We start from the raw sequence: 16,653 nt of genomic DNA on the forward strand, positions 1-16,653 counted from the left end.
TTCATGGTAGCGCGATGCCAGCGGGCATGCGCTGGTGCAACAGTTTTTTTTTGCGTGGGGCGTTTTTGCAACGCTGCGTGCAGCTTGCAAAAACGCTGTTTTCAGAGGAGAAACGGTGCTGAAGGCTATCGATACGCTAGTGTGGTGCCTGCGCCGCGCTACCGGCCGGCCGGGTCTTCCGCCGCCGCGCGCGCCAGGTCGTCGCGCCAGTCCTGCGTCACCAGGCGGTAGATATCGGCAAAGAAGGCGCGCGGGTCGTCCATCTCGTCCCACCGGGCCGGCAGCGCATGCGTGCTTTCGGGGTCATGTTCGAGGATGGCCTGGAAATCGTAAGCAGGGTCTTGCAAGGCCTGCGCCAGCACAGCCACCAGCGCGTGGCGGTGACGGTAGCCGAGTTCCTTGTATTGCGACGTGATGTCGCGCCGTATCAGCGCCGCGCGCTGGGCGGGATCGTTCATGTCCCAGGCATTCAGCTCCACGCCCAGGGTTTCTTCGCGGTCATACACGTCGAAAGGGCCGAGGAAATGGTGCAAGGTGGGAAGGTAGGGGGCGTCGCTCCAGGGGCCGCGCAATCCTTTTTGCTGTTGCATGATGGCTCCCCCTTTTACGCGCACTCGGGCAAGGTCCAGCCTTCATACCCGAGGTCGGTCGGGTAGATGGCGCGGTTCTGGCCCCAGCGGGCATGGTCGAGGATGCCGTCTTCATGCATGTCCAGCACCCATTCCGTGCTTTCCAGCAGGGTGCCATCCTTGTGATACACGCGGAAAAAGGTGGATGTGCTGAGGGCGCGCACGATATTCTGCGGCACGCCGTTGCCGTAGTGCGGCACATAGGTCTTGATCACGCACGTGCCCTGATCGTTCCACTGCTGTGCATAGACGGTGGCGTTGCGCGCCGCGCTCACCTTGATGAAGAGCCAACCTGCCAACACAATGATGAGCAGGAAGGCGGCGGCGATCAGGCCGGTTTTCTTGAGTAGCTGCATGAGGTCATGGCATGGCCAAAAACGAAGTTGCCGCATTGTATGTCAAGAGCGGAAATACTTGCTGTACAGCACGTACTGCAAGTATTTCCCCGCGTATGGCTGTCTATTTCGCCAACGTCGCCTGCAGGGCGTTCGCCATTTCCAGGTGATGTTGCAGCGCTGGCAAGGTTTTGACGGCAAAGGCCTTGATGTCGGGATCGCTGGCTTTCTGGCTGGCGTCCGTAAACAGTTTCACGGCTTCCTTGTGCGCGGCCACGCCGATGCTGGCCGCATATTCCTTGTCGAAAGGCTGGCCTTCCAGGCGGCTCAGCCTGTCGATCTGCGCCTTGTGTTTGGCACCGGGCTGGTCGCTGACTTCGATTTGCTTGCTGCTGGCCAGCTGTTTCAGCTCCTCAGCCACTTTCGTGTGGTCGGTGAGCATGGCGTCGGCGAATTTCTTCACCTCCCCATTGCTGCTCTTGCTTTGCGCCACTTTGCTGGCAGCAATTTCTGTGCTGCCAGCATCGGCGGCCTTGCTGAGGAATTGCTTGTCGTACGCGCCCGGCGCGGCAGCGGCGATGCTGTTGATGGCGATGCCGCTCAAGAGCGCCACGGCGGCGCCGATGGCCACGCTTTTCAGGGAAGGAGTACGCGAACTGGTGGTAGAGATAGGCATGGGAAATCCTTTCATATCATGAGTGCATGCGTGGTTTTTTCTGCAAGCTGATGACAATGTTAAGCCCGCAGCCTGCGCACACCCATAGGACAGTCACGACCATGCCCGTAGGACTAGTCCTGTTCGTTAGCGCACAATTCGACTTGTTTGAGAGCAAACAAAGCGGCAATGCCCGCATCGCGGCGCCAGGCGGGCATGCCGATATCGAGCCATTCTGCCATCGCGTCCAGGTGGGAGGGTTCCGAGACGCTGTGTTCGAGTTCGTCGAGCACCGTGTCGCGGTCGATGTACAGGCTGTCCAGCCAGGCGTCGAAGGATGGCGCCAGCTCCATCATTCCGTGGGCCCGCTTGCCCGTCCAGTCTGGCAACTCCTGCACATAGGCCAGTACCCGGCCGCCGCCTTCCTCCGTCAGGTCCAGGTAGACCATGGAATTGCCGCCATCGCGGGCAAATGGCAGGATGCGCACCGGCATGTCCGTATTCTCGCGCTCGGAGCGGATTTCGCCCACCAGAGTTTCATCGCAGAAATCGCCTTCGTCGGCGCTGAAGAAGGTATTGAAGCCCATTTTTTCCACGCCGCCATTGCCGTCCGGCACATCGCAGGTGTAATCAAAATAAGCGCCATTGGCCACTTGCAAGAATGCGAGGAAGGCGGGCGGCAAGGGCGCTTCCAGCAAGGCTTCGATGGCGGCGATCTGCTGCGCCGTGGGGGCGGGCTTGGCGCCTTGCAGTGCCAGGTGGCGGTATTGCATGTAGTAGTTGCTCATTGATTATCCTTATTATGTACTGGCGCCGCATCGTCGCAGCCCGTCTCCACCTTGGCCAGCGCATCGGCGAGGCCGGCGCGCAGCACGGCCATCGAGCGGGCCTTGTCATCGATCTGGGCAATTTTCGTTTCCAGCATCGCTCGTTTGGTGGCCGTATCGAGCGCGTTTTCCTGCCATACAGCAATGACTTCGGCGATTTCCTTCAAGGTAAAGCCTAGCGCCTTGGCGTGGCCGATCAGCTCGATGCGCCGCAGCGCCTGCGCCGAATATTCCTTGTAATTATTCGTCAAGCCCGGCTGCGGCGCTTCATCCAGCAGACCCTGGCGCTCGTAAAAACGCACCGTGTCCTTGCTCACGCCCGTCAGACGGGTGATTTCTCCGATGCGCATAGTTTTTTGACTTTCTACTCATTTGCGTTCCACGCTTGACCGTGGACTAAGGTCGACAGTTTACAGTGAATTTCCCTTCACTACGATTCAATTGCCATGACCGCATTCAATTTCACCAACCAGACCGTGCTGATCACGGGTGCCTCGTCCGGCATTGGCCGCGTCTTCGCGGAAACCCTGGCCGCGCGCGGCGCCCATTTGCTGCTGCTGGCCCGTTCCGGCGCCGTGCTCGACAGCCTGGCCAAGGAACTTTCCCAGCGCCACGGCATCCGCGCGCATGCGCTGGTGGCCGACATGGGCCTGCCCGGCGCCGCACAGAACGCCCACGCGCAAGGCTGCGCGCTGGGCATGGCGCCCGATGTACTGATCAATAATGCGGGTTTCGCCACGCACGGCCGCTTCGAAAGCATCGATCTGGCGCGCCAGGGGCTTGAGGTGGCCGTCAATTGCACGGCCCTCATGGAACTGACGCACTGCGCCTTGCCGCACATGCTGGCCCAAGGGCGTGGCGCCATCATCAATGTGGCGTCCACGGCGGCCCTGCAGCCCGATCCCTACATGGCCGTGTATGGCGCCAGCAAGGCTTTCGTGCTGTCGTTTTCGGAAGCCCTGTGGGCCGAAAATCGCAGCCGCGGCGTGCGCGTGCTGGCCCTGTGCCCGGGCGCCACGGAAACGGCCTTTTTCGACGTGGTGGCGGCACCCGAAGCGGCCGTGGGCAAGCGTATGGATCCTCAAACCGTCGTCGATGAAGCGCTGCGCGCGCTGGACCGGGGCCGCAGCAGCCATGTGGCAGGCAGGCCGAACCGGCTGCTGGCCTGGCTGCCGCGCTTGCTGCCGCGCCAGACCGTGCTGGGGATCGTGGAAGGCATGCTCAAGCCGAAGGCGGCGTAGGCTTCAGAAGGCCATGGTGGCGGACATGGCTGGCGCGGTCAGCATGGCTTGCCGCTGCGCATGGTGCCTATTTGATGGCGTCATTGACAAAAACGTCGTCGAGGTTGCGCGGTTCGCGCGCGACCTTGCCCGTGCGCTCGAAGCGGAAACGCGCAGACATCGCATACGCAGCCTTGCGCACGCGCATGATGGAACCGAGCGGCCGGTGCGCCAGCAGGCCATGCCAGGGGCTGAAGGCCATGCCGTCATCGACGGCACGCGACAGGGCTTCGCTCCAGCCCGCCTGCGGCTGGGCCGTGATGCGCGCCACGGGCAGATACGGGCTGTCTGCCTCGGACCAGGCGACGGAGGCGTCTTCCAGCGGCATGCTGGCGATGTCGCGGCACAGCTGGATACGCACTTCCCAGGTGGCCGCATGGCGGGCAAAGTAGGCCACGACGGCGTCGCGCAAGCCATTCGGCTTGCCATCCAGGTCGACAGGCGCACCTTTCAGGGCTGACAGTTCCGGCAACACGGGCACCAGCGCCACCTTGGCCATGTAGACGCCATATAAAATGGGCGCCTGGCTATAGTAGGTTTCGCCCAGCACATGGGTTTCCGGATGGCCACCCAGGCTTTTCAGCGTAGCGCTTTCGCCACCCACGGCTTCGAGCGCCTTTTCCGCTCCCTGCAGTACGGTCGACAGCGCCTGTTTCAGGCGCGGGACTTTATCCGTGGTGCTGGCCAGCAGCTTCAGGCTGCCGAGGAACTTTTTCGCGCTGGGTGCGAGGAAGGCGGGACCGTTGACGAGCACGAAATCCTGCGTGCTGGCGGGCTCCGTGCCATCGTCCGGCTCCAGGCTGGACAACTGCGTGCCAGGTACGCCGATCACTTTGATGGCCATGCCACGCGGCACGGACACCTTGTCGTCAAGCATGTCGCCAGGGATGGTGGAGATGCGCATGAGCACATCGTAGCTGGCCGGCGTGGCGAACAGGCCTTGCGCCAGCTCGGGCGCCAGGCCATCGAGTACCTGCAGGCGGGCGCGCAGCAAGCCGTGGCTTTTCGCATGCACGCTGCGCGTGGCATGGCCCGAGTCGGCATAGGTAGTGGCGGAAATGCCGTGCAGGGTCTGCAGCAGCTGCGCGCACGTCTCCTGCTCGCCGTCCTCTTCAAACTCGTAGCGCGGCTCGTAGGGCAGGGGCGGGCGTGGAATGGCGAACATGGCTTTTCCTTGTGATGGGTGAGTGTGCCCCCATCATTGCCGCCAACGCCACATCCTTCTGTTTGCTGGCATACACTGGCCCCTAAATACCTGCCGATGCCGCCTTTTGCGCCACGAAAGCGGCCGTCCGGTAGGGCACGCTGATGCTGTCCCGCCCGCGCAAGGCCGGCTCCGAGGCGATCATCTGGCGAATCTCGTCGTCGATGCGCTGGCGTTCCTGCGGCGGCAAGGCGGCAATAAAACTGGTGGAGCGCACGCGGTTGAACAGCACGTCTTCGGCCGTGCCCGTATGCTCCTGGGAAAATTGTGTTTCCTGCAAGTGTGTCAACCCCGCGTGGGGGAAGACGTGGCGCCAGGCGCCCGTGTAGTAGCGGGGCGTGTCGCCCTCGACACGGTTGACGATGGCGTCCAGGCTGGCCACCCAGGGCACGCTGGCGTCGCGCAGATTCCACACCAGGCCCAGCCTGCCGCCAGGCTTGAGCACGCGCAATATCTCGTCGAGCGCCGCAGAGGTGGCGAACCAGTGGAAGGCTTGCGCGCAAACCACGGCATCGACCGAGGCGTCGGGCAGGGGAATGACCGTTGCCGTGCCTGCCAGGGCCTGGACTTGCGGCAAGGTTGCGGACAATGTCGCCAGCATGGCCGGCACGGGTTCCACGGCGATGACCGTGGCGCCCGTGTCCAGCAGGCGCGGCGTGAACTTGCCCGTGCCGGCGCCCAGGTCCAGTACGGTTGTGCCCGGCCCCAGGCCCAGGCTATCCTTCAGCCAGGCCGACACTTCCGGCGGATAATCGGGCCGGCCCTTGACGTAGCTGGCGGCCGCCGTGGCGTAACCGCCGGCTGCCGCGTGATGGATATTGCTGCTCATGCAAGACTCCTCGGATGGTCGTGGCATGAGCGTAGCAGATTCCGCACTGGATGGCGCCTCAGTAGCGCGCATCCCTGGGCTTGCCGCCCTTCGGCCAATCCTTGACCTTGTCGGGGAAGTCCGGGCGCGGCATATGCGTAAAATATTCGGCCACGTCGACGGCATCCTGGTCGGACAGATTGCCTTGCCCCAGCGGGAATTTCTGGCCGTGGCCCATCACCATGTTGGCCTTAACGAAGCCGGCCGCCGTGTAAGTGCGGGCCATGCCGGCACCGATATTGAAGGAACGGTCGCCCCACAGCGGCGGGAAGGCCACCACGCCATTGGCGCCCTTGATGCCCTCGCCATTCGCGCCATGACAGACGGCGCATTGCTCGGCATATACTTTTTTGCCATGCACGGGATCGGGCAGCAGATTGCGGTCGATCTTCGCCACGCCGCGTCCCGCCACCTTGTCATTCGCCTGCGTGGCGCCCTTCATCCAGTCGATATAGGCGACCATCGCCTGCAGGTCGGGGCCGTCCACGGGCAGCGGCTGGCCGTGCATGGAGCGGCGGAAGCAGCCATTGATGCGCTCGCCCAGGCTGATGATCTTGCCCGCGCGCGGCGCTTCTGACGGGAAGAAGGCGGAAATGCCGAGGAAGGGCGAACCGTTGGCAACGGTGCCGCCATTCAGGTGGCAACTGCTGCAATTGAGGTCGTTGCCCACGTTTTGCGGCAGGCGCGCGCGCGTTTCCGTCATCAGCTGCATGCCATGGATCAGCTGGCTGGCATTCGGATCGGCCGTCAGGGCGGCGAAGCGGGGCGTGACGAAGCCGCCCGCGTCCGGCGCCTTGAGCTTGAGCTCCTTGCGCACTTTGGCGATCTGCGCAGGCGTGACGGGCGCGCCTTGATTGCCCCACTTGCCGCGCACAAAGGTGAGGATTTCCGCCAGTTCCGTGTCCGACAGGCGGTCATACGCGGGCATGCCGAAGGAGCGGGGCGAATGCTGCGTGACGGCCGACTGCCAGCCCGTCAGCGCGATATGGATGACGGAGGTGGCATCCTTCGACTGCACCGAGTCGTTCTGCGCCAGCGGCGGGAAGATGTTTTCCACGCCGCGGCCGTCGCGGCGGTGGCAGGTGGCGCAAAACTGCAGGTAGCCGAGGCCGCCGCGCGTGTTGTACAGGGCGTCGTTGCTGGCCGCCACGAGGGGCGCCGTTTTCTTTGGCGGCGCGGCCGCCCCATTCTTGGCCGGCAAACTGTGCAGGTAATGCGCCAGCGCATCGAGGTCGCCATCCGTGAAGTACTGCGTGCTGTGCGTGATGACTTCCGTCATGCTGCCGGCCGCCGTGCCGAAGCTGTTGCGGCCCGTCTTGAGCAATTGCACGATGTCGCCCGGTGTCCACAGGCTGCGCAGGTTCACCGCATGCCAGCCGTCGAAGGTGAAGCCGGACAGGTAGTGCTTGCCGCCGCTGCCATCCTGGCCCATGGTCTTTTCCTGGAAGGCCACGCCGCGCGGCGTGTGGCAGGAGCCGCAATGGCCGAGACCCTGGGCCAGATAGCTGCCCCGGTTCCACATGGCCGACTTGGCGCTGTCGGGCTTGAACGGCGCGTCGTCGAGGAAGACGGCGTTCCACAGCGACAGGCCCCAGCGCATGCTGAACGGCCATTTCATGTCCGTTTCGCGGTTTTGCTGCGCCACGGGCGCCACGCCGCGCTGCAAATAGGCGTACAGCGCCTGCATGTCGTCGGGCGTGATCTTCGCGTAGGAAGGGTAGGGCATGGCCGGATACAGGTTGTGCCCGTCCGCCGCCACGCCCTTGCGCATGGCGCGGTCGAATTGCGCAAAGGTGTACGTGCCCAGGCCTGTCTTCGCGTCCGGCGTGATATTCGTGCTGTAGATGGTGCCGAACGGCGTTTTGAGCTCCAGGCCGCCGGCCATGGCGGCGCCGTTCGGGCTGGTGTGGCAGGCCACGCAGTCGCCCAGTCGGGCGACATACTCGCCGCGCTTGATCAGCTCGGCCGACGCCGTGGGCGCAGGCGCGGCCCAGGCGCCGGCGCAGAAGGCCAGCATGCCCAGGAGCAGCAGCCAGGTAGTGATCGGAAAGAAGACGGCGGGAGGGCGGCGCGAGCCGCGATGCAGGATGGAAATGGCGTTCATGGTGACCCTTTATTATTACGCGCAAGCTTACGCAGTCGTCACCACGGCGAACATTGGGAGTTTCTTTCGATCGACTAGGTAATTTTGCCTAGTGTTTTGAGATGGAAAATCGTGTAGGCCAACTTACAAGCTGGCCATGATGCGCTCACGCAGCCAGCGGTGCGCCGGGTCCAGGTGCATGCGCTCGTGCCAGACCATGGCCATCTCGTAGTCGGGCAGGCTGACGGGCGGCTCGCATGTGCGCAAGGCGCCCAGCGCATTCTTCAGCAGGCGCGACGGCAGCAAGGCCACCATGTCGGATGCGGCCAGCAGGGGAGGCACGATGAGGAAATGCGGCACGGACAGCACCACCTTGCGCGTGCGCCCCAGCGTTTCCAGGGCCGTATCGACGTTGCTGCGGAAGCCCCCGCCATTGGGCGAGACGACGATGAATTCCAGCGCGCAAAACTGCTCGAGGTCGGGCGGCGTCTGCAGCAGCGGGTGGTCGCGGCGGCCCGCCAGCACATAGTGCTCGGTGAACAGGGTGCGATGGCGCAAGCCGGGTGGCGCTTCTTCCTGCGCCAGGAAACCCAGGTCGACCTGGCCGCTTTCCAGGTCTTGCGCCATGCGCGCCGGCACGGCTTCGAAGACGGCCATGCGCGACAACGGCGCCTGCGCGCGCAGGGCTGGCAGCATCGGCAGCAGGATCGCATACTCGGTGGCGTCGGCCGCCGCCAGGTTCCAGCGCACCTCGGCCGTGGCTGGCTCGAACGCCGATTCCGGCTGCAAGACTTGTTCCAACTGGGCCAGCACGGCTTGCAAGGGCGCGAACAGGGCCAGCGCCCGCGCCGTGGGCAGCATGCCGCGCGGGCCGGGCAACAGCAGTGGATCGTCGAAGGCGGCACGCAGTTTGCCCAGCTGCACGCTGACGGACGGCTGGCTCAAGTGCAGCCGCGCCGCCGCCCGCGTGACATTGCGCTCGATCAACAGCGCATTCAGGGTCAGCAGCAGGTTCAAGTCCATTTTACGCAAATTGTTCATGGCTATACCTTCTATATCAACTATTCATTTCCACTATGATAGCGCAAGCCCTAGAGTAGTTCCTGTGATATCCATACTTCATCCATTACAGGAATAAACTGATGCAACTCCATGAATATACAAGCTTTGATGGTCTGGGATTGGCCCAGCTGCTGCGCGACGGCGACGTCTCGGCCGCCGAATTGCACGACGTGGCCGTACGCGCCTGCGCCGCCGTCAACCCGCAGATCAACGCCGTGGTCGAGCTGTGGCCGGCGGATTTGACTGCCATCGACAGCGCAGCGCCGTTCGCCGGCGTGCCCTTCCTGATCAAGGACGTGGCCGTCACCATGGCCGGCCAGCGCAGCGAAGCGGGCAGCCGCCTGGGCGCCGGCCATGTCGCCGTGCTCGATTCCCACCTGATGACGCAGTTCCGCGCCGCCGGCTTGGCGACGTTCGGCCGCACGAGCACGCCCGAAATGGCCTTTGCCACCACCACGGAACCCGTGCTGTACGGCGCCACGCGCAATCCCTGGAATTTGGCATTGAGCGCCGGCGGCTCCAGCGGCGGCGCGGCGGCGGCCGTGGCAGCCGGCATCGTGCCGCTGGCCCATGCGACGGATGCGGCCGGTTCCATCCGCGTACCGGCCGCGTCGACGGGCCTGTTCGGCTTCAAACCGAGCCGGGGCCGCGTCTCGAACGGCCCCGCCATGGACGAGATCTTCAGTGGCCTGGGCGTGCAGCTGGGCGTGAGCCGCACGGTGCGCGACAGCGCCGCCTTGCTCGATGCCGTACAGGGCGTGATGGTGGGCGAGCCGTATGTGACCAGTGCACAGGGCCACAGCTGGCTGTCGCAGGTGAGCGCGGCGCCGGGCAAACTGCGCATCGCCGTGCAGCGCGCCGCCTGCAATGGCGCCCATCCTGTGCACGCCATCGATGCCGCACTGGACACTACCATGCGCCTGCTGGAAAGCCTGGGCCATCACGTGGAAGAGGTGTCGCCTGCGCTGGGCGTGTCGTGGCAAGCGTTTGTGCACGCCAATGCCAGTATCTGGTGCGCCAACCTGGTGCCGTGGATCGATGCCCTGGCGCAAGAGAGCGGGCGCGCCGTGTCGCTCGATACCCTGGAACCGGCGACCCTGGCCTGTTACCGCCATGGCCAAACGATCTCTGCCGTCGATTTCGTGGCGGCCCTCGACGTGCGCAACACCGTCACGCGCCAGGCTGGCGCCTTGTTCGGGCAGTACGACGTCTTGCTGACGCCGACCATGCCGGATGTACCGTGGCAGCTGGGCCGCTATGGCGAAAAGGAGGAACAGCTTGACGGTATTGGCTGGACGGCGCGCCTGTTCGAGCATTCGCCGTACACGCCGCTGGCGAACGTGGCGGGCTTGCCGGCAATGTCCGTGCCTTTGGGCATGTCGGATGACGGTTTGCCGATCGGCATGCAGTTCATGGCCGGCTACGCCAAGGATGGCGTGCTGCTGCGCCTGGCTGGCCAGCTGGAGCGGGCGGCGCCGTGGGTGCAAAGGCGGCCGCCCGTGTGGGCAGGTAATTAAGGAGGGGGATTACAGCGCGGCGAGGCGGGCCGCACCGCGGCTTTCCAGGCGAAAGCGGACCTTTTCCCACAGCCGGTCGTGGAAGGGCAGGACGATTACGTTGCAGATCGGCTCGACCACGGCCAGCAATCCGCCAAAGGCCATGGAACCCGTGGCCCAGTACATGACGCCGAAGGCCACGCCCATGTGCAGGGCTGTCTGGCTGAGCTTTTCGCCGGCCAGGGCGGCAATGCCCAGGCGGCTGGCGGCGTAGCGGCGACGGATCGCGTGCCAGGCTTTTTCGTGCCATGGCAGCAGGGCAACATTAATGACCGGTTCGATGATTGCGGCCAAGCCACCGATTGCCAGGGATCCCGTCAGCAAGTAGGCGAGACCGAAGGCGATCGACATATGCGTGCAGACCTGGCTGAATGTTTTGATGGCTGTAAACAAGGGATGCTCCTCTCTGTTGAATTCGCTTATCCTTGATGTAGATAGTAACGATTCTCATTTACAAAAGGAAGTAAAATATTTCAACTGAATCCATAGATTAAGACTATGAATTGAGAAATATCAATTGTCCTTACTGGATTATGGATGGCGTCAGGCACGCGCGGGGGAGGGGAGATGCTTCGCCAGGGCATGTGCTGCGCATGTGAGCAGCAAGGCTCCCATGCGCAGTCGGGCAAAGGCTGTTACGGCAGGGTTTTCAGTACATTCTTCGTCGGCACGGAGAAATTATAGTTGTCGTGGCGGTCCCAGTTGATCGACCACGTCATCACGCCGCGGAAGTCCGGATACGCCTGCAGCGGCTTGATGGTGCCGCAGTTGAGCAGGCGCGTCAGGCAATTCAGGGCATTGCTGACGTCGGCATTCGTCGTGAATCCCGAACCGGCCGAACTGCGCCCCGACGGCACGCCGAAGCCCACCTGGTCCGGTCGCAGGCCGGCGAAGGTATTGCCGCCGTAATTGAACCCCTCGATCAGCATGCGCGCCGTGGCCACCAGCTGGTCGGCCGAGCCCGCCTTGATGGCGCCCGTGGCGTACGGCGTGTAGATGTCGCCATTGTTGTAGTACTGCGGGTGCAGCACCGTCAACTCGCTGCGCAAGGCATTGATGATGGGAATGTAGGCGCCCCAGATGCTGCCATAGCTCGTGTATCCCCCCTCCACGTACACCCATTCGGGCGCCATCGACAGGTAGAAGCTGCTGCCGACCTTGGTTTTCAGGTTTTTCACGGCGATCGGCAGATAGGTCTGGATGGCCGCGCCTTGCGCCACGCCGTTTTCCAGGTCCAGGTCGATGCCGTCGAAGCCATACTTGGTGATGATGGCGTACAGGCTGTTGGTGAAATTGGTGGCTTCGGCCGTATTGCCGACGGAAACGGACCCGTTCTGTCCGCCCAGCGACAGGATGACTTTCTTGCCTTTCGCGCGCTTGGCAGCCACGTCGGCGATGAATTGCGCTTCCGTGCCCGCGCCCGGATCGATGGTCAGGCTGACATTGCCGCCGCCCGCGTTGTCGCCGAAGGAGACGACGATCACGTCCCAGTCATCGCTGACCTGGCTGATCGGATACGTGGCGCCGCTGGGGTTGGTGAAGTTGTGCCAGTAGCCGATCAGTGCGTGCTTGGCCAGGCCGGTGGGCGTTGGCGTTGGCGTTGGTGTCGGGGTCGGCGTTGGAGTAGGTGTTGGCGTCGGTGTCGGTGTCGGTGTCGGGGTGGGAGTCGGCGTAGGTGTTGGGGTAGGCGTGGGTGTCGGGGTAGGAGTCGGCGTCGGCGTCGGCGTGCCGCAGTCTCCCACCGCCGTCCAGGGCTGGCCGCTGCCGGCGCCGCCGCTGCTGGTCGACGGGTTATTGCCTTGCGTCCACCAGTTGGCCGTGTAATTGACGTTGTTGTAGCTGGCCTGGCCGCCGCCGTTGTAGGCGGTGCCGCTGTTCCACGGCGTGTAGCAGGCCACCGCTGCGGTCGCGCCGGCCAGCAACTGGCTTGCGCCTGCGCTGGATCCGTCGCCGCTGCCGCCACCGCAGGCCGCCAGGGTACCGCCGAAGAGGGTAAGGATGAGGGTATTCATGACTGTCCGGTTCACTTGCATCTCCTTGTGTGTTTTTAGTATGGCCGGGCGGCTGGACACCGCCCGATTTTTCAGAGTGCAAGCATTGCAGGTGGTAGTCAACTGGTTTTATTCATTGCGCAAGATCACAATACCAGTTGTGGCATTGCCCCATGAGATGGGCGATGCGAGCCATACCAGTGCCTGTTTTCCAGTGTGCTGGTATGGTGTCCGGAATGTCGCCGGGAGCAGGGCGGGGAAGGGAGGAGCATGCGGGGCAAGGTCTGGCGCGGTTTCCTGGCGCAAATCGGCGTACGGCACGCGCGACAGGTCCAGCAGCATCTGCGTCAAGGCCACCGTCTGGCGCTGCAACAGGCGGTAGTCCAGCGTGGGGTATGCGAGTGTTGAGACTTCTCATGCAAAATGGGCGGCAAATGCCTGATTTCATTGATATTGCTGGCATTGGAAATACTTGCCACGGGCAATAATTTATCACCAGGCAAGGCGCTAAGCCCGCGCGCCTCATCAGGCAATGTCTCTTTTTCAAGGGTTCCATGTTCCGCTCCTGAAAGAAAACCTGTAACTTCCTGCATGGCAGCGTGTCATGACGAAAGCGGAAATAATGAAAAAGATACTGATACTGGGTGCAGGCGGACAGGTGGCGCAGTGGGTCATCCGTGCCTTGGCGGGCCGTGAAGACATCGCCTTGACGCTGTTGTTGCGCAATCCCGGCAAACTGCCTACGCCAGTCCCGGCCAACGGCACGGTGCTGGCCGGCGACGTGCTGGACCAGCCATTGCTGCGGCAAACGATGCCCGGTCACGACCTGGTCTACGCCAATCTGGTGGGCGACGACATGGAAGCCCAGGCCAACAGCATCATTGCCGCCATGCGGGCATCTAGTGTCGGGCGCCTGGTTTTCGTCCTGTCGATGGGCATCTACGATGAAGTTCCCGGAAAATTCGGCGCATGGAACAACGCCAGGCTGGCGGAACACCTGAAACCATTCCGCCGCGCCGCCGACGCCATCGAAGCATCCAGCCTGGCATACACCATCGTGCGTCCAGCCTGGATGACGGACGAAGACGAAGTCGACTACGAACTGACGCCGCGCCACGCGCCATTCAACGGCACCGTGGTGTCGCGCAGGAGCGTGGCAAACCTGATCGCCAGCATCATCGAAGCGCCAGACTTGCACCTGCACGCCAACCTGGGCGTGAACAAACCGAACACGGACGGGGACAAGCCGTATTTCATGTAGCTTGTCCAAGCGAAGATATCCAGCGACCACGACAGCGATGCGCAAATTGGCGGAAATCGCATTTGCGATTGGGGAGTTGGCAAAATGGGGGTTTTCTCAAATCCCTTCATAACTTCGCATAATTTATATTATGTCAAATTATGAGCGGAAGTGCACGGTACTGACGGTACTTGTTTCTAGCACTGCCAGCGACCACGTATAGGTAGTCGCTGCCCCCTTCAAAATACCGAGATAGTCACTCCTTCTCTCGCGCAGCATCCTTCTTTTTCATCTTCTTCTTCGTTGACAAGATTCTCTTGCTCAACTTCGAGAGAGTCTCTACAGCCTCAATTGCAAAGTTTGCGTCAGCTCTTTGAAGCATGTACGCATTTGGCCATCTAATTTCCTTTTCTAACATTGCCAGCAACGCTTTATTGGCGCGCGCTCTGCCTGCTGTGTCATCGTCTTTTAAAGAATGTTGAGAAAGGTATACCAGCATAAATTTATCGAACATTGATTTTATTTTCAACAAGTATGTGGAAGTATCGACGTAATGACGATACTGCTTTAAATACCAGCCACTTATTATTTCAATGAAAATAAAAAGTCCTGAAGAGGAAGCAATGCCATATATAAATTCCACCTTAAAGCCATGCACCCAGGACAATGCTTGCCATGTTATTATCGAGGCAATGAAAAACAAGATCCCCCACAATGTATATGTGCTACCTTTGTCGAGCAATAGCGATGCTTTTGATTCAGCCATGAATGATTTTTGTTGCAATAGTCGAGATACCTTTTCAAAATAATCTCTAAACTGATCTCGACCTTCTTTTTGAGAATAAGCACCAAATCTATTTTCTTCATGAATGAGAAAATCTACATCTTCGCCATCTTCGCCATCTTCATCCTCTTCATCCTCTTCATCCTCCTCGTGATCTTCATCTTCATCCCTCCCACCATCCGGCGTTCTTCTCGTAGGGAACGGCCACGCAGCAGCAGGAGAAAAATCCCCTTGACGCAAATCTACATCACTAAAATTAGCGGTCGATCCTGCATTTTCTACTATTACATAAAATAGCGCTCCTAAAATTATTAGGTTTCCTGAAATTAGCTGCCAATTTGACAGTATATAGTCAGTTATTAGCAACTCCTTAAAAGAAGATAGAATTAACAATCCACCAACAAATGACCCTGCAAGCAAAATTCCCATTCTCTTAAATAACAGTTTTCTTTTTCTAATTTTATCTTTTGCCTGATTTTTTACAAAATTATCCATTTCCGCGTTAAATGAATTGATCTTTCTATCTACTCTGATCTTTTGACTCTCAGAAACTTCCGATGGTTCTAGAATATCCATTTTTATTCAGTATATAAATTATATTATAAAAAATTATTATGCATCGCATGAAAAAACAATTACCTACTACCTTACCTCCTTAATAACTTTATTTCATCACTGGTCTCCTTGATGCTGAGATTGATGCAACACGCGCGACATGGCAATTCGATCAAGACCCGGTTCATGAACGGGATAGAAGACAAATAGGAACAAAACCGTTAAAAACCAATGATTTGCAGGTTCGGTGAACAAAAGACTTGGGACGTAAGTAACATATAGGATCGAAGTGGAAGACACTTTTTTATAATCGTAAGTGCATCCACCACCAATTTAGTTGGTTGTCATATTTGCATCATGTGGCAAGATTTCAATCATCATAATCCGAATCGAAATTGGGCTGCACATCCCCTACATCCACAGTACAGTCACCACCAGAAACGCCAAAATCTATATTCCATTCCTCCATTGGATCATCTAAAAGTTGTCCCTTACAGATTAAAAAAACTTCAACATCCACCTCAGCACTCCTTTGAACCTCAACTGACCCGACATTAAATTCGTCATGATCAATAGTATCGGATTGATAAAATTCGACATTTACATCTAGAGAAACTTCGACAGAAATATTGAGTTCCACGGTACAAAGGGACGGGTCATGTTCTACAAACCATAAACCAACTTCGTCATGATTAAAGTGGCTATCTTCAACACTTATCGCATTAACCTCGCCTTCAACCCTTAGGTTATAGCTACTATAGATATCGCCCATTCTCCAATAAGCATTCTCCAAATGCCGAGCAATAACGTACTCAAGCTGAGAATAAACATCGCTCGTCTTATCGAGAAGAGAATTTTTTACTTTTTCTTTTACTTTATCTGCATTTTCACTTTTCGATTCGAACAGGGCAACAAATTCCTCAAGCGATTTTACGCAGTAAAGAAAATCAGATTGGCTGGAAAAATTCAACCAACCGATATCCCTCGAAATTATTATGCCATGACTATTTTTGTCTCTAGCAAAATCCTCCAAAATTAATAACGCAGCGGCATCCGGGAATTCTGATTTTTTCTCTTTTCGCGACTCAAAAGGAGCCTGTGAAGAAAAATACTTATCGAACATTCTTCTTGCTAAGTCTGCGCCATCAAGTTTAAGCACAACTCCATCTAGTCTTTCTACAAATTCCGAAAATTCATTTTCAAACTTTTCACGTAAAACATATTCCAGCTTTGCCTCATTTATTTCCCTTTCGGATATTTTTAATTCATGACTGCACAACCTTTTAACCTTATTCAGCGCAGAACCAAGCTCATTAAGAGCTAGACTAATCGGTTCCATTCTGTGATTCATTACTTCGCGCTGTACAACCTCGGTTAGACATATGCTAATCCATTTCGGACGTTGAAGATGCAATGCTAATAATGCACCATCCCCGAACTTATATCCCAGCGACTGGATGATATCAGTATCAATTGAGAAAAATTTTACTTTCCTATGTTCGATTAATTCTGAAGCAGTCGGCAATCCTTTTGGCATTTCAAAATCCTTTTATATGGGCGTAGTGGTTTTTCTTAAATCTGAAC

General features: G+C 59.1%; 17 protein-coding genes. 3 read left to right on the forward strand and 14 right to left on the reverse strand.

All coding sequences use genetic code 11. From position 1 onward, the window contains the following. Positions 1-158 precede the first annotated feature (158 nt). The 5 genes from CSQ91_RS06745 to CSQ91_RS06765 all read right to left on the reverse strand — a co-directional run bounded on the left by CSQ91_RS06745 (position 159) and on the right by CSQ91_RS06765 (position 2,796). Positions 159-590: a hypothetical protein gene (locus CSQ91_RS06745; RefSeq protein ID WP_099387771.1), complete on the reverse strand. Its 432-nt coding sequence runs from the start codon at positions 588-590 to the stop codon at positions 159-161. A gap of 14 nt (positions 591-604) precedes the next feature. Then, a complete protein-coding gene (locus CSQ91_RS06750) occupies positions 605-985 on the reverse strand; it encodes a hypothetical protein (RefSeq protein WP_034787511.1) in 381 nt (126 codons plus the stop codon). Positions 986-1,088: 103 nt separating this feature from the next. After that, positions 1,089-1,640 carry a DUF4142 domain-containing protein gene (locus tag CSQ91_RS06755; RefSeq protein ID WP_180278362.1) on the reverse strand — a complete coding sequence of 184 codons (552 nt, stop codon included), beginning with the start codon at positions 1,638-1,640 and terminating at the stop codon, positions 1,089-1,091. Positions 1,641-1,753: 113 nt separating this feature from the next. Next, positions 1,754-2,407: an SMI1/KNR4 family protein gene (locus CSQ91_RS06760; protein WP_099387773.1), complete on the reverse strand. Its 654-nt coding sequence runs from the start codon at positions 2,405-2,407 to the stop codon at positions 1,754-1,756. Beyond that, on the reverse strand, positions 2,404-2,796 hold the full coding sequence (locus tag CSQ91_RS06765) for a MerR family transcriptional regulator (RefSeq protein WP_099387774.1): 393 nt from the start codon (positions 2,794-2,796) through the stop codon (positions 2,404-2,406). The genes CSQ91_RS06760 and CSQ91_RS06765 overlap by 4 nt, the downstream gene beginning before the upstream one ends. Positions 2,797-2,892: 96 nt before the next feature. Here CSQ91_RS06765 and CSQ91_RS06770 point away from each other — a divergent pair, with 96 nt between their 5' ends. Beyond that, a complete protein-coding gene (locus CSQ91_RS06770; protein WP_099387775.1) occupies positions 2,893-3,687 on the forward strand; it encodes an SDR family NAD(P)-dependent oxidoreductase in 795 nt (264 codons plus the stop codon). Positions 3,688-3,754: 67 nt separating this feature from the next. On the opposite strand, the gene CSQ91_RS06775 is transcribed toward CSQ91_RS06770, so the two are convergent. The 4 genes from CSQ91_RS06775 to CSQ91_RS06790 form a co-directional block, all read right to left on the reverse strand. Next, positions 3,755-4,891 carry a catalase family protein gene (locus CSQ91_RS06775; RefSeq protein ID WP_099387776.1) on the reverse strand — a complete coding sequence of 379 codons (1,137 nt, stop codon included), beginning with the start codon at positions 4,889-4,891 and terminating at the stop codon, positions 3,755-3,757. A gap of 82 nt (positions 4,892-4,973) precedes the next feature. Beyond that, on the reverse strand, positions 4,974-5,759 hold the full coding sequence (locus CSQ91_RS06780; protein ID WP_034787527.1) for a class I SAM-dependent methyltransferase: 786 nt from the start codon (positions 5,757-5,759) through the stop codon (positions 4,974-4,976). Positions 5,760-5,817: 58 nt separating this feature from the next. Further along, positions 5,818-7,815 carry a c-type cytochrome gene (locus CSQ91_RS06785; protein ID WP_099388593.1) on the reverse strand — a complete coding sequence of 666 codons (1,998 nt, stop codon included), beginning with the start codon at positions 7,813-7,815 and terminating at the stop codon, positions 5,818-5,820. 210 nt (positions 7,816-8,025) lie between these two features. After that, entirely contained in the window at positions 8,026-8,922 is an 897-nt protein-coding gene (locus CSQ91_RS06790; protein WP_099387777.1) for a LysR family transcriptional regulator, read from the reverse strand. A gap of 101 nt (positions 8,923-9,023) precedes the next feature. Here CSQ91_RS06790 and CSQ91_RS06795 point away from each other — a divergent pair, with 101 nt between their 5' ends. Beyond that, on the forward strand, positions 9,024-10,460 hold the full coding sequence (locus CSQ91_RS06795) for an amidase (protein WP_099387778.1): 1,437 nt from the start codon (positions 9,024-9,026) through the stop codon (positions 10,458-10,460). Positions 10,461-10,469: 9 nt separating this feature from the next. Here the strand turns inward: CSQ91_RS06795 and CSQ91_RS06800 are convergent, their stop codons facing one another. From CSQ91_RS06800 to CSQ91_RS28545, 3 genes are all read right to left on the reverse strand, one after another. Continuing rightward, the gene (locus CSQ91_RS06800) at positions 10,470-10,892 is read right to left on the reverse strand and encodes a DUF2061 domain-containing protein (RefSeq protein ID WP_092604921.1); all 423 of its coding nucleotides are present in this window, start codon (positions 10,890-10,892) and stop codon (positions 10,470-10,472) included. 242 nt (positions 10,893-11,134) lie between these two features. After that, positions 11,135-12,511: a chitinase gene (locus CSQ91_RS06805; protein ID WP_257217244.1), complete on the reverse strand. Its 1,377-nt coding sequence runs from the start codon at positions 12,509-12,511 to the stop codon at positions 11,135-11,137. A 326-nt stretch (positions 12,512-12,837) separates the two neighbouring features. Then, complete coding sequence (locus CSQ91_RS28545; RefSeq protein WP_143450965.1) at positions 12,838-13,083, reverse strand: hypothetical protein; 246 nt, start codon at positions 13,081-13,083, stop codon at positions 12,838-12,840. A 29-nt stretch (positions 13,084-13,112) separates the two neighbouring features. Here CSQ91_RS28545 and CSQ91_RS06815 point away from each other — a divergent pair, with 29 nt between their 5' ends. After that, positions 13,113-13,751 carry an NAD(P)H-binding protein gene (locus CSQ91_RS06815; protein ID WP_099388595.1) on the forward strand — a complete coding sequence of 213 codons (639 nt, stop codon included), beginning with the start codon at positions 13,113-13,115 and terminating at the stop codon, positions 13,749-13,751. 235 nt (positions 13,752-13,986) lie between these two features. Here the strand turns inward: CSQ91_RS06815 and CSQ91_RS28550 are convergent, their stop codons facing one another. Together CSQ91_RS28550 and CSQ91_RS28555 are read right to left on the reverse strand one after the other, a co-directional pair. Beyond that, positions 13,987-15,090, reverse strand: a complete 1,104-nt coding sequence (locus tag CSQ91_RS28550; protein ID WP_143450966.1) for a hypothetical protein — start codon at positions 15,088-15,090, stop codon at positions 13,987-13,989. Between the two features lie 349 nt (positions 15,091-15,439). Further along, positions 15,440-16,606 (reverse strand): PIN domain-containing protein, encoded by a 1,167-nt coding sequence (locus CSQ91_RS28555; RefSeq protein ID WP_143450967.1) that lies wholly within the window; start codon positions 16,604-16,606, stop codon positions 15,440-15,442. Positions 16,607-16,653 lie beyond the last annotated feature (47 nt).

The organism is Janthinobacterium sp. BJB301 (genome assembly GCF_002735685.1).
GTDB lineage: Bacteria > Pseudomonadota > Gammaproteobacteria > Burkholderiales > Burkholderiaceae_D > Janthinobacterium > Janthinobacterium lividum.

Coding starts and splice junctions, on each gene's coding strand:
- CSQ91_RS06765 (WP_099387774.1), bottom strand. CDS start 2,796: ATGCGCATCGGAGAAATCACCCGTCTGACGGGCGTGAGCAAGGACACG.
- CSQ91_RS06755 (WP_180278362.1), bottom strand. CDS start 1,640: ATGCCTATCTCTACCACCAGTTCGCGTACTCCTTCCCTGAAAAGCGTG.
- CSQ91_RS06805 (WP_257217244.1), bottom strand. CDS start 12,511: ATGAATACCCTCATCCTTACCCTCTTCGGCGGTACCCTGGCGGCCTGC.
- CSQ91_RS28550 (WP_143450966.1), bottom strand. CDS start 15,090: ATGGATATTCTAGAACCATCGGAAGTTTCTGAGAGTCAAAAGATCAGA.
- CSQ91_RS28545 (WP_143450965.1), bottom strand. CDS start 13,083: ATGCAGGAAGTTACAGGTTTTCTTTCAGGAGCGGAACATGGAACCCTT.
- CSQ91_RS06815 (WP_099388595.1), top strand. CDS start 13,113: ATGAAAAAGATACTGATACTGGGTGCAGGCGGACAGGTGGCGCAGTGG.
- CSQ91_RS28555 (WP_143450967.1), bottom strand. CDS start 16,606: ATGCCAAAAGGATTGCCGACTGCTTCAGAATTAATCGAACATAGGAAA.
- CSQ91_RS06745 (WP_099387771.1), bottom strand. CDS start 590: ATGCAACAGCAAAAAGGATTGCGCGGCCCCTGGAGCGACGCCCCCTAC.
- CSQ91_RS06750 (WP_034787511.1), bottom strand. CDS start 985: ATGCAGCTACTCAAGAAAACCGGCCTGATCGCCGCCGCCTTCCTGCTC.
- CSQ91_RS06770 (WP_099387775.1), top strand. CDS start 2,893: ATGACCGCATTCAATTTCACCAACCAGACCGTGCTGATCACGGGTGCC.
- CSQ91_RS06790 (WP_099387777.1), bottom strand. CDS start 8,922: ATGAACAATTTGCGTAAAATGGACTTGAACCTGCTGCTGACCCTGAAT.
- CSQ91_RS06780 (WP_034787527.1), bottom strand. CDS start 5,759: ATGAGCAGCAATATCCATCACGCGGCAGCCGGCGGTTACGCCACGGCG.
- CSQ91_RS06795 (WP_099387778.1), top strand. CDS start 9,024: ATGCAACTCCATGAATATACAAGCTTTGATGGTCTGGGATTGGCCCAG.
- CSQ91_RS06775 (WP_099387776.1), bottom strand. CDS start 4,891: ATGTTCGCCATTCCACGCCCGCCCCTGCCCTACGAGCCGCGCTACGAG.
- CSQ91_RS06785 (WP_099388593.1), bottom strand. CDS start 7,815: ATGCTGGCCTTCTGCGCCGGCGCCTGGGCCGCGCCTGCGCCCACGGCG.
- CSQ91_RS06760 (WP_099387773.1), bottom strand. CDS start 2,407: ATGAGCAACTACTACATGCAATACCGCCACCTGGCACTGCAAGGCGCC.